This window comes from Xanthomonas sp. WHRI 8932A (genome assembly GCF_035012785.1).
Classification (GTDB): domain Bacteria; phylum Pseudomonadota; class Gammaproteobacteria; order Xanthomonadales; family Xanthomonadaceae; genus Xanthomonas.
In genome coordinates, this window is record NZ_JAYGQQ010000007.1 from 213,212 (window position 1) to 225,547 (window position 12,336).

A 12,336-nucleotide genomic window follows, 5' to 3' on the forward strand; every position below is an offset into this window, starting at 1 on the left:
CCGTCCACGTTGCCTCGGCGGGTACAATTTCCGCTGGTCTTATCGCGGGAACACGCATGCAGCTTCGCTTCGCTCTTCTAGCCCTGGGTGTGCTCGCCGGCAGCGCGTATGCACGCGATGCGGTGGTCGATGGCATCGTGTACGAAGAACGCGACGGGCGTGCCGGCCGCAGTGCCGATGAGTCCGGTGTTGCCGATGTGGCGGTGTCCAACGGCACGCAGATCGTGCGTACCGATGTACAAGGTCGCTATCGTTTGCCGGTGCGCGAGGGGCAGACGGTGTTCGTGATCAAACCGGGCGATCGCGGTTTTGTGCCTGCCGCTGACGGCTTGCCCGGGTTCTGGCGGCACTACGCGCCGCGCGGTTCGATCAAGCGCAAGTATCTAGGCATCGCCGCGACCGGTCGCAAGATGCATGACTGGAATTTCGCGCTGACGCCGCGCACGCAGGCGGCAGGCAGTGGCTTCGACATGCTGGTGTTTGCCGACACCCAGACCGCCAACCTCACCGATGTGGGCTATTACCAGCGCGATATCGTGGCGCCGCTGGTCGGCAAGACCGCCGCCCGGCTCGGCACCACATTGGGCGACATCGTCAGCGACGATCTGAGCCTGTATCCGGCCTTGAACAAGGTCACCACGCAGCTTGGCGTGCCGTGGTTTCATGTGCCCGGCAATCACGATCTGAATTTCGATGCCGGCGACGATCTGCAGTCGCTCGACAGCTGGCGTGCGGTGTACGGGCCAGACACCTACGCGGTAGAAGAAGCCAACGCCAGTTTCGTGTTTCTGGACGATGTGATCTATACACCCGGCGGCAAGCCGGCGTATGTGGGCGGTCTGCGCGAAGACCAGTTCGTGTTTCTGCAGGCCTATCTGGCGCAGCTGCCGCGCGAGCGCTTGCTGGTGCTGGGCATGCATATCCCGTTGTTCGATGCAGCCCCGGGGCAGGAGACCTTCCGGCATGCTGACCGTAGCCGCCTGTTCGCGCTGCTGAAGGATTTCCCGCATGTGCTGGTGCTCAGCGGGCATAGCCACACGCAGCGGCAGGTGGAGCATGGCGCGGACGAAGGCTGGCAGGGCGCGCGCCCGTTGCACGAATACAACGTTGGCGCGGCCTGCGGTGCGTTCTGGTCCGGCGTCAAGGATGCCGACGGCATTCCCGCTGCGACGATGAGCGACGGCACGCCCAACGGTTATGCAGTGCTGAAGGTCGCTCCCAGCGGCGACTACACCCTGGCCTATCACGCTGCGCGCGCGGCCGACGATGCGCAACTGTCGCTGTCTGCGCCCAAGTTGCTACGGCAGGGTGCGTATGCGGCCTGGGGCGTGTACGCCAATGTGTTCATGGGGCAGGACAGCACCGTGGTGGAGTCGCGCATCGATGCTGGGCCGTGGCAGGCGATGAAGCGCGTCGAGCGTGCGGACCCAGTGCTGCTTGCGGAGAATGCGCGCGACGATGCAGCGCCGGAACTGCGTGGTTACGACCGCTCGCCTGAAGCCACGCCATCGACGCATCTGTGGCGCAGCGCGTTGCCCACCACGCTCGGCGTTGGCGAACATGTCGTCGAGGTGCGCGCCACCTTGCCGACCGGGCAATACAGCGCACGCACGGTGTATCGCTTGCAGCGCGCCGATCCTTGAGCAGATGCGCGCGTGCAAGGCGGCAAGAGGTGTTGCGGTAACGCCCGCCGCGCCCAATGACGCTCTTGCGGCATCGCTGGGGGGCTCGGTATCGAGCCCCACAAACGCAAACGCCTCCACGAAGGAGGCGTCTTGAGATCCGGGCTGGCAGGCGAAGGCGCGCTGGCGAAGATCGGTGCTGGCTGGCGAGGTGCTGGCTGGCTGCGCGAGTGTAGCGATGCGCAGACATTGCTGGCGAAATGAGAATTAGTCTCAGCGCGTCGGCTTTATCGCGATGATGCGGGTGTCGGGCGAGTCGGTGCGTTGCGTCGCGACGCAGGCGACGCCGCTCCCGCCGTATCGGCTGCCGGTTCGGCGTCAGCCTCGCTCTGCGCTTCGGCGTCCATATCGGCGTTGGGGTCGACCTCCAGCGGCGGATACGGATAGGCAATTGCTGGGCCGAGGTGCAGCCCGGCGCGCCAGCGCGCCACTACCGGCGCAATGCGCCGGCCCAACGATTGTTGCGGCAATGACGGCAACTCGCCGTCCTGTTTCTCGCGCGCGGTGATCGCGGTCTTGGCGATGTCGAAGGCGGCCAGCGGATCGTCGCTGCGGTTCATCGCATCGATCAGCCAGGCTTGGCCGAAGTAGGTGGCATTGGACGTGTTGCCACAGCCGAACGATGGCCGATCGGCACGTGCCGCGGTCAGGACTAGCGTGTCCGGCGAGCGCAGCGCCGGAATGAAGCCGCCCGAATAGCAGGCCGACAGCACGATGATGCGATTGTCGATACCGGCATCGTCCAGCGCCTTGCGCAGATCCTGCGGGCTGATGAAGTCTTCTTCGTTCTGATCCACCTGCACATACAGCGTGTGGTCTTCGGTACCGTGGGTGGTGACGAACAGCAGCAGCGCATCTTCCTTGCGATCCATGCGCTTGCCGATCGCAGCGAGCGTGTCGTAGAGATTGTCGTAGGTCGCCAACGGTGCGTACGGCTGCTCGCCCAGATTGTCCGGGTTGTTGACCAGCGCGACCACGCGGCCGCGCGCATCGAAGCGTTGTTCGAACAATTGCTTGAGGTACAGCGTTTCGTTACGAAACACGTCGTCGCTCGCGTCGCCGGCAAAGCCGACGACATATAGATCGGTGACGCCGGGGCGTTGCGGCTGCACGGCGGCCAGCGCTTTTTTCAGCGCGGCCTGGTCGACCGGGTCCACCTGCGCCGCGTCGTCCGCAGTCTGTGCTGGCAACGCCGCACCCGCATCGGGATGACAGCCGGCAACCAGCAAGACCACGGCGAGCAGCACCAGCATCCGGCGCATCAACGCGTGCGACGCCAAGCGTGATTGGAGCGATGGGGACAACGCCGATGCCTCGATGATGCGTGGAATGGGAATGTGTGGGGCGGTCGATCGAACGTTGCATCTGGCGACTGCGACTGCCCTCAGACAGATGCGGAGACTGCTCAAGCCAGAAGTGGTGGGGCGCAGATCAGAACGCATCTTTCAGCCTTGCAAGCCGCTGCGCATCGTCTTCCAACCCGTCGTTGGCGCATGCATCAGCTGGCGAACCAGTTACTCCACTGACGCATGCGCTAGCTGGCAATCGGTTGCGCCAAGCCAGCCTGCTTCGGTGGCTTCAACACGGCTGTGCTGCTTACAAGATGTGCCCTCATGCGGCCGCGATCAGTCGTCGCACAAGGGCCAATCCATCACATGAGGCTTCGGTCCAGGTGCCTGTAGGTCCTACGTGCAACGCATCACACACGGCGTTCTTGCAACCTCATCGGCCGCCGCACCGCGACAGCCGATGTCTCAGCGAACTTGCCAGCTCAAAACACCAGCTGCGAAAAACTTTCCACGCGCAGGTGGCTGCCCACGTCCTCGGCCGAGCGTGGCGTTGGATAGTCTTCGCGGCGGTCCAGCAGCGCGGTGCGCATGCCGGTGCGCTTGGCGGCGTCGAGTTCTTCGATCACGTCCGACAAGAACAGGATCTCCGTTGCAGGCTTGCCGATGCGCTCGATAATGCGGCGATAGCTGGCGCTCTCGCGCTTGGGGCCAAGCTCGGTATCGAACCAGTCGGTGATCAAACCACTCAGGTCGCCGGCATCGCTATGCGCGAAGAACAGCTTCTGCGCCGGTACCGAGCCGGACGAATATACGTACAGCGGGATTCCCTGCGCGTGCCAGGCCTGCAGCTGGATCGCCGCATCGGCATAGATGTGCGCGGTGAAGTCGGCAGTCTTGTAGCCGTCGCCCCAGATCAGCCCTTGCAAGGCCTTGAGCGCGGTGTGCTTGCGGTCCTCGTCGATCCAGGTCTGCAGCGTGGTGATCAACACCTCGTCCGGCACGTCTTCGCCGATCTCGTCGGCCACCTGGTTGAGCCAGTGACGCACCTGCGGGTGATTGCCGTGCTCGCGCACGTAGGCGGGCATGGCACGGCGTGCATACGGAAACAGCACGTCCTTGACGAACGAAATGCTGCTGGTCGTACCTTCGATATCGGTGAGGATCGCTTGCGGTCGTGTCATCGTCAGCTGGCCTTGTGAGGTGTCTCGGGGGCGTAGCGGGGGAATTGTTTGGCGATTTCGGTGCCGGTGAAATGTCCGACCCAGCCGTCCGGCTCGGTGAAGAAGCGGATCGCCACAAAATGCGGCTCCGGCCCCATGTCGAACCAGTGCAAGGTGCCATCGGGCACCGCGATCAGGTCGTCCTTGACGCACTCGATCTCGTAGACCTTGGCATCCACGTGCAGCGTGAACAAGCCCGAGCCGGCGACGAAGAAACGCACCTCGTCTTCCTTGTGAAAGTGTTCGTCCAGGAACTTGGCGCGCATTTCTTCGCGCTTGGGGTTATCCGGCGCGATGCTCACCACGTCCACGGTCTTGAAGCCGCGCTCGCTGCTGATGCGGTCGATGTCGGCGCGGTAGGCGGCCATCACTTGTTCGGGCGTGGCGCCGGGTTCGACCGGCTGGCTGGCAGCCCAGCGCTCGAAGGTGACGCCGATCTTGACCAGCTCGGCAGCGATCGCATCGCCGTCGCGGCTGTCGAATTCCGGAGTGGTCGGGTTGGTGTCGGCAAAGATACGCAGTCGGCTCATGTCGGTCTGGCTCACGAATGGGGGGCGGACAACACTCAGCGCGGGCCGCGCAGTTTCAGCAGTTCGAGTTCGCAATGCAGCAGGAATTCGAACGCTTCCAGATGGCGGCGTGCCTCGGCCATGTTGCGGCCCCAGGCATACAGGCCGTGTCCTTCGATGAGATACCCCCACATGCTCTGTTTGTCCAGCAAGGCCTCGACCTGCGCGGCCAGCACCTGCATGTCCTGGGTGTTGGCGAACACCGGCACGTCCATTGCAGTGTCGTGGGTGGTATTGCCTTCGAACGCCTTGAGCAATTCGTAGCCTTCCAGACGGATCGCGCCGCTGCCTGCATACAGGCGGGACGCAATTGTCTGCACCGGCGAATGCGTATGCAGCACGCAGCCGATCTCCGGGAAGCGGCGATACAGCTGGGTATGCAGCAAGGTTTCGGCGGATGGGCGCAGCGGGCGGCCAACGGCCTGGCCATCGAAGTCCACCACCATGATGTCTTCTTCGACCAGGCGGCCCTTGTCGCGGCCGGACACGGTAATCGCGGCGTGCTGTTCGTCCAGACGATGAGAAAAATTGCTGCTGGTGGCGGGCGTCCAGCCGGCCTGGGCCAGCTCGCGGATGTTGCCGATCAGCAACTGCGCCAGCTCGTGCAAACGGGCGGCGCTATAGGGCAGGGGGGCAGTGGTCGCATTCATACGGCTATTCTACTGCCCCACCAGATTACGGTCAGGTGCAGCGCAGCAGGGTGTTCGACCTGCCACGCCCGGACTCCGTACACGCGCGGGGTCAGCGGTTGTCGCGCAGACGGCTGTGGCGATAGCCGTAGCCGAAATAGACCACCAGCCCCACCAAGGTCCATAGACCCATCAGCATCCAGTTGTGCAAGGTCATTGCCGACAGCAAGGCCAGGCAGCTCAGCACACCGGCGCTGCAGATCAGCCACGCGGCCGGCATGCGGAACGGACGCGGCAGTTCCGGATGTGTGCGGCGCAGGATCAAGACACCGGCGCACACGGCAGCGAAGGCGATCAGCGTGCCCATCGAGGTCAGCTCGCCCAGTACATCCAGCGGGAAGATGGCAGCCAGTAGTGCGATTCCCACGCCGGTGATGACGGTATTGATATGCGGCGTGCGGTACTTGGGATGGATGCGGGTGAAGATCGCCGGCAGCAGGCCGTCGCGCGCGATGATCATGAAGATGCGCGGCTGCCCGATGATCATCACCAGCACCACCGACGACAACCCGATCAGCGCGCCCACTTCCACCACCACCCGCAACCAGGCCAGCTGCGGATGCGCAGCCACAGCCGTCACTACCGGCTCGTCGGTGCCCAGCTGGGTGAACGGCACCAGGCCAGTCATCACCGCGGCCATGGCGATGTAGAGCACGGTGCAGATCACCAGCGACAGCATCATGCCGATCGGCAGGTCGCGCTGCGGCCGGTGCGATTCCTGCGCCGCCACCGACACGGCCTCGAAGCCGATATAGGCGAAGAACACCATCGCCGCACCGCGCAGCACGCCCTCCATGCCGTACTTGCCCGGTGCTTCGTTGGCGGGGATGAAGGGATGCCAGTTGGCCGGGTCCACGTACTTCCAGCCGGCCGCGATGACCAGGATGATCAGCCCGGTCTTGAGGATCACCATCGCCATGTTCATCGCCGACGATTTGCGGATGCCGACATAGCACAGCCAGGTCAGCAACAAGACGATGCCCGCGGCCGGCAGATTGGCGATCGCGCCGGTGCGCTGCAGCTTGCCGTCCAGCGGTGCGCTGACCAGCGAGGCGGGTAAATGGATGCCGAAGTGTTCCAGCAGGCTGAGGAAGTAGCCGGTCCAGCTGACCGCCACCGCCGAGGCGGAGACGCCGTATTCCAGCACCAGCATCCAGCCGATGAACCAGGCCGCCAGCTCGCCGAAGGTGGCGTAGGTATAGGTGTAGGCGCTGCCGGACACCGGCACCATGGCCGCAAATTCGGCGTAGGCCATGGCGCAGAACGCGCAGCAGATCGCTGCGAGCACGAACGACAGCACGATCGCCGGGCCGGCATGGTCGGCCGCGGCCTGGCCGGTGATCACGAAGATGCCGCCGCCGATCACCGCGCCGATGCCCAGGGCAGTCAGCCCCCAGGGACCGAGCGCGCGTTGAAGGCCCAGCCCGTCGGCCGCCTCATGGCTGGCGTGCGGGTGTTTGGTAGCCCAAAGTTGTTTGAACATGGAGCGATTCCTGTTGAATCCCTGCGCGTGACGGTGCGTGCTTTTGCGGGATGTGCGGGCTGTTGCGGGGGACTCGCGTTGTCAAATCCCCGCACACGGATGTGCGGGCTGTTGCGAGGGACTCGCGTTGTCAAATCCCCGCACACGGATGTGCGGGTTGTTGCGAGGGACTCGCAATCAAGCCTTGCGGGCCAGACGGCTATGGTGGATGCCATAGCCGAAATAGATGAACAGGCCGATCACGGTCCAGCCCACGAACACCTTCCAGTGCTCCTGGAAGGCCTGGAAGAACAGGAACAGGCAGGCCAATGCGCCCAGCGGGCAGATCACCATCGCCAGCGGCACCCGGAACGGGCGCTCCAGCTCGGGCTTGGTGAAGCGCAGCACCATCACCCCGGCGCACACGGTGGCGAAGGCGAGCAGGGTACCCATCGACACCAGTTCACCCAGCACATTCAACGGAATCACCCCGGCCAGCAGCGCCGCGACCACGCCGACGAAGATGGTGCCGACGTAGGGCGTATGGAATTTCGGGTGCACCTTGCCGAACAGCTTGGGCATCAATCCATCTTTGGCCATGGTGTAGAAGATGCGCGGCTGCGCCATCAGCATCACCAATACCACCGAGGACAGGCCGGCGATCGCGCCGATCTCCACCGCGGTTTTGAGCCAGCTCAATTGCGGGTGCGCTTCCAGCGCGGTGGCCACCGGCTTGGCGGTGCCAAGCTGGGTATAGGGCAGCAATCCGGTCAACACCGCACAGACGATGATGTAAATAACCGTGCAGACCGCCAGCGACACCAGGATGCCGATCGGCATGTTTTTCTGCGGGTCCTTGGTCTCGCCAGCGGAGGTGGAGACCGCGTCGAAACCGATGTAGGAGAAGAACACGATGGACGCCGCGCGGAACACCCCATCCCAGCCGAACTGGCCCGGACCGGTGTTTTCCGGGATGAAGGGGTGCCAGTTCGCCGGGTCGATATAGGCGATGCCGAAGCCGACGAACAGGCAGATCACCACGACCTTGATCGCCACCACGATCGCATTGGCGAACGCTGATTGCGTGACGCCCACGTAGCACAGCATGCTCACCGCGGCGACGATCAGCACCGCCGGCAGGTTGACGATGTTGCCGGAGCTGACAAAGCCATGACCGTCCCAGGCCAATGGCGCACCCGCAAGTTCTGCCGGGAACGGCAATCCGAGCGTGCCGGTCAGGAAGCTGATGAGATAGGCGGACCAACCGACCGCGACGCTGGAACCGGCAAACAGGTATTCCAGCACCAGGCACCAGCCGATGAACCAGGCGATGCCTTCGCCGAGGGTGGCGTACGAGTAGGAGTACGCGCTTCCCGAGACCGGCATCATCGCCGCGAACTCGGCGTAGCACAGGCCGGCGAAGGCGCAGGCGATACCGGCGAAGACGAACGACAACATCACTGCGGGGCCGGCGTGATTGGCCGCGGCCTGGCCGGTCAACACGAAAATACCGGCGCCGATCACTGCGCCGATGCCGAGCATGATCAGATGCTTGGCGGTGAGGGTCCGTTGTAGCGTCGCTTCGCCCTGCAGGCTGCCTTCGACCGGTTCGCCCGCATCCACATGTCCAGCGGGCTCGATCGGTTTGACCCTCAACAGAGACTTCAGCATTCGGTACATCCCTAAGTGGCAGAACAAAGGCGCGCGCGCCTGGGCGAAGGTGTGCGCCGCATCCCAGTGGGACAGGCAAGCGGCCTACCTTGCCAAAGCTACACGCTCACGACAAGCGCGTACGCAGCATGAATGGCGATAATGGTCGCTGATCCATGCGCAACCGAGAACGACAGATGGTGGATGCAACCCTGCGGCAGCAACTGGCTGCCTACCGCGCACGTTGGCCGGACGAGGCCGAGGTGGCCGACCAGTTCGTGCAGCTGCTGGACGATGCCACCGATCCGTTCGTGCGCGAGCGTGTCGAAGGTCATTTCACCGGCTCGGCCTGGGTGGTCAGCGCCGACGGCAGCCGCACGCTGCTGACCCACCACCGCAAGTTGCAGCGCTGGCTGCAGCTGGGCGGCCACGCCGACGGCGACCGCGATCTGGCGCAGGTGGCGTTGCGAGAAGCCGAAGAAGAATCCGGTCTGACCGGTTTGCGGCTGGCAGATGCCGAGCTATTCGACCTGGACCGCCACTGGATCCCCGCGCGCGGCGAGGTGGCGGGGCACTGGCATTTCGACGCGCGTTACGTGGTGGTCGCAGGCGCGGACGAGGCGTTCGAAGTCAGCGAAGAGTCGCTGGCGCTGGCGTGGCGCCCGATTGCCGAGCTGCTCGCCGAGCCAGAGCTGGATCCGTCGATGCGGCGTATGGCCGAGAAGTGGGTGGCCCGAGGCGTGTGATGGGGGCTAAAGGAGTGCGCCCTCATCCGCCCTGCGGGCACCTTCTCCCGCAGGCGGGAGAAGGCAGCACGCGGGAGAAGGATGACCTGCACTCCTTCTCCCGCTTGCGGGAGAAGGTGGCGCAAAGCGCCGGATGAGGGCCGCTCCTCCACCAACACCTCAATACAAAATCCGCGTCCGCAATGTCCCTTCGATCAAGGCCAGGCCTTCCTTCAGCGCGGTGGCCTGCGCTTCGCTGGCGCTGACGTCGATCACCACGTAGCCGACCTTGGCATCGGTACGCAGGAACTGGCCGTCGATGTTGACGTTGTGGCGCGAGAACAACTCGTTGATCTTGGACAGCACGCCCGGCACGTTGCGGTGGATGTGCAGCAACCGCAGGCTGTCGGGGTGCTCGGGCAGCGTCACTTCCGGGAAATTCACTGCCGACAAGGTGCTGCCGTTATCGCTGTAGCGCACCAGTTTGGCGGCCACTTCGATGCCGATATTGTCCTGCGCTTCCAGCGTGCTGCCGCCTACATGCGGGGTCAGGATCACGTTGTCGTGCGCGATCAATGGCGATTCGAATGCATCGCCATTGCCCTTGGGCTCGATCGGGAACACGTCCACCGCCGCGCCGCCGATCTGGCCGGAGGTGAGTGCCGCATCCAGCGCGTCGATGTCGATCACGGTGCCGCGCGAGGCGTTGATCAGATGCGCGCCAGGCTTCATGCGGGCGATTTCTGCCGCGCCGATCATGTCCTTGGTGGATGGCGTCTCCGGCACGTGCAGCGTCACCACGTCCGAGCGCGCCAGCAGGTCGTCCAGATCGATCGCCGCACGGGCGTTACCCAGCGACAGCTTGGTTTCGATGTCGTGGAAGATCACCTGCATCCCTAAGGATTCGGCCAGCACGCCAACCTGGGTGCCGATGTGCCCGTAGCCGACGATGCCCAGCACCTTGCCGCGCGTTTCGTGGCTGCCAGCGGCCGATTTGGACCAGCCTCCGCGATGACATTCGGCATTTTTCTGCGGGATGCCGCGCAGCAGCAGGATCGCCTCGGCGATCACCAGCTCGGCCACGCTGCGGGTGTTGGAGTAGGGTGCGTTGAACACCGGAATGCCGGCCAGCTCGGCCGCGTCCAGGTCGACCTGATTGGTGCCGATACAGAAGCAGCCCACCGCCATCAGCCGCTTGGCATGCGCCAGCACCTCGGCGCTCAACTGCGTACGCGAGCGGATGCCAACGATATGCGCGTCGGCGATGCGCGCGATGAGCTCGTCTTCGGGCAACGACTTGGCGTGCAATTCGATCTGCGAATAACCGGCGGCGCGGAATACATCCACGGCGGTCGGGCTGATGCCTTCCAGCAACAGGACGCGGATGTCCTGCTTGGGAAACGAGGTTCTCTTCGGCGACATGGGGGAGCGCATTGCAGCAATCGGGTCGGCAACTATGCCAGATGAGGTGCCGGATTGGGTGCTCGCCATGCATGGGTTGCACGCGGCAATCCCTTGCGCTGCAACGGTTTCAGCTGAATCCAACGCAGCGCAAGCGCACCACAGCGCAACTGGACGAGGCCGGCGCGCACTGGCACGCTGTGCGGTTCCTACTGCCGCGCCGTGCCCCATGACCGATCCCCGCATTCTTTCGTTGCAACAGGCCGTGCCGGCATTGCGTTTGAAGACCGAGCCGGCCGACCTGGAGCATTACGGCCGCGACTGGACCCGGCGCTGGACGCCCAACCCGCTGGCCATTGCACTGCCAGGCTCGGTCGAAGAAGTGCAGGCCGTGGTGCAATGGGCGAATGCGCAAGGCGTGGCGGTGGTGCCATCGGGCGGCCGTACCGGTTTGTCCGGTGGCGCGGTGGCCGCCAATGGCGAGCTGGTGCTCAGCCTGGAACGCTTGAACAAGCCGCTGGACTTCAACGCGGTGGATCGCACGCTCACCGTACAGGCCGGCATGCCGCTGGAAGCGGTGCACAACGCCGCGCGCGACCACGGGCTGGTGTATCCGGTGGATTTCGCCGCACGCGGGTCCTGCTCGATCGGCGGCAACATCGCCACCAATGCTGGTGGCATTCGCGTGATCCGCTATGGCAACACGCGCGAATGGGTGGCCGGTTTGAAAGTGGTCACCGGCGGCGGAGAGTTGCTCGAGCTCAACAATGCGTTGGTGAAAAATTCCAGCGGCTACGATTTCCGTCATCTGATGATCGGTTCCGAAGGCACGCTCGGTATCGTGGTCGAAGCGACGCTGCGGCTGACCGACCCGCCGCCGCCGAGCAATGTGATGCTGCTGGCACTGCCCTCGTTCGAGGTGTTGATGCAGGTGTTTGCCGCGTTCCGCGCGCAGCTGCGTCTGGAAGCGTTCGAGTTCTTCACCGACCGCGCGCTGGAGCACGTGCTCGCGCACGGCGCGCAGGCACCGTTTGCCGAGGTGCACCCGTATTACGTGGTCACCGAGTTCGCGGCCGGCGATACAGCGCAGGAAGCTGCCGCGATGGCTGCGTTTGAAACCTGCATGGAGCAGGGCTGGGTCAGCGACGGGGTGATCAGCCAGAGCGATGCGCAGGCCGCGCAACTGTGGCGGCTGCGCGAGGGCATCACCGAAGCGGTGGCGCGCTATACGCCGTACAAGAACGACGTGTCGGTGCGCATCTCGGCAATGCCGCCGTTTTTGGCCGAAACCCAGGCGTTGCTCGGCGAGGCGTATCCGCACTTCGATGTGGTGTGGTTCGGTCATATCGGCGACGGCAACCTGCATATCAATGTGCTCAAGCCCGACGACACCAGTCAGGCTGATTTTGTGACGGCCTGCGATCAGGTCACCAAGGTGCTGGCGCACGCGTTGCAGCGCTTTGGCGGCAGCATTTCCGCCGAACACGGCATTGGCCTGGTCAAGAAGCCGTACCTGGGGAGCACGCGCTCTGCCGCAGAAATCGCGCTGATGCGTGGCGTCAAACATGTGCTGGATCCTCAGCTTTTGCTGAATCCCGGCAAGCTGTTCGACATGGACAACGTGCCCGGCGCGACGCCTGCCGGGTAGT

General features: G+C 64.3%; 10 protein-coding genes. 3 read left to right on the forward strand and 7 right to left on the reverse strand.

Features of this window, described 5'->3' with window-relative positions:
- The first annotated feature begins 56 nt into the window (after window positions 1–56).
- Window positions 57–1,643, forward strand: coding sequence for a calcineurin-like phosphoesterase family protein (locus VC212_RS13220; RefSeq protein ID WP_323526029.1), 1,587 nt, complete (start codon window positions 57–59; stop codon window positions 1,641–1,643).
- Window positions 1,644–1,909: 266 nt separating this feature from the next.
- On the opposite strand, the gene VC212_RS13225 is transcribed toward VC212_RS13220, so the two are convergent.
- From VC212_RS13225 to VC212_RS13250, 6 genes are all read right to left on the reverse strand, one after another.
- On the reverse strand, window positions 1,910–2,944 hold the full coding sequence (locus tag VC212_RS13225) for a C13 family peptidase (protein WP_323526030.1): 1,035 nt from the start codon (window positions 2,942–2,944) through the stop codon (window positions 1,910–1,912).
- Between the two features lie 509 nt (window positions 2,945–3,453).
- A complete protein-coding gene (gene mtnC / locus VC212_RS13230) occupies window positions 3,454–4,152 on the reverse strand; it encodes an acireductone synthase (RefSeq protein ID WP_055846422.1) in 699 nt (232 codons plus the stop codon).
- Between the two features lie 2 nt (window positions 4,153–4,154).
- On the reverse strand, window positions 4,155–4,721 hold the full coding sequence (locus VC212_RS13235; protein ID WP_115512852.1) for an acireductone dioxygenase: 567 nt from the start codon (window positions 4,719–4,721) through the stop codon (window positions 4,155–4,157).
- 35 nt (window positions 4,722–4,756) lie between these two features.
- Complete coding sequence (locus VC212_RS13240) at window positions 4,757–5,410, reverse strand: methylthioribulose 1-phosphate dehydratase (protein WP_055846428.1); 654 nt, start codon at window positions 5,408–5,410, stop codon at window positions 4,757–4,759.
- A 91-nt stretch (window positions 5,411–5,501) separates the two neighbouring features.
- Complete coding sequence (locus VC212_RS13245; RefSeq protein WP_323526031.1) at window positions 5,502–6,932, reverse strand: amino acid permease; 1,431 nt, start codon at window positions 6,930–6,932, stop codon at window positions 5,502–5,504.
- 177 nt (window positions 6,933–7,109) lie between these two features.
- Window positions 7,110–8,582: an amino acid permease gene (locus tag VC212_RS13250; RefSeq protein WP_323519080.1), complete on the reverse strand. Its 1,473-nt coding sequence runs from the start codon at window positions 8,580–8,582 to the stop codon at window positions 7,110–7,112.
- A 176-nt stretch (window positions 8,583–8,758) separates the two neighbouring features.
- On the opposite strand from VC212_RS13250, the gene VC212_RS13255 reads away from it, so the two are divergent.
- Window positions 8,759–9,307: an NUDIX hydrolase gene (locus VC212_RS13255; protein WP_323526088.1), complete on the forward strand. Its 549-nt coding sequence runs from the start codon at window positions 8,759–8,761 to the stop codon at window positions 9,305–9,307.
- Window positions 9,308–9,466: 159 nt separating this feature from the next.
- On the opposite strand, the gene serA is transcribed toward VC212_RS13255, so the two are convergent.
- Window positions 9,467–10,708, reverse strand: a complete 1,242-nt coding sequence (gene serA, locus VC212_RS13260) for a phosphoglycerate dehydrogenase (RefSeq protein WP_323519079.1) — start codon at window positions 10,706–10,708, stop codon at window positions 9,467–9,469.
- A 208-nt stretch (window positions 10,709–10,916) separates the two neighbouring features.
- On the opposite strand from serA, the gene VC212_RS13265 reads away from it, so the two are divergent.
- Window positions 10,917–12,335, forward strand: a complete 1,419-nt coding sequence (locus VC212_RS13265) for an FAD-binding oxidoreductase (protein ID WP_323526032.1) — start codon at window positions 10,917–10,919, stop codon at window positions 12,333–12,335.
- The last annotated feature ends 1 nt before the right edge of the window (window position 12,336 follow it).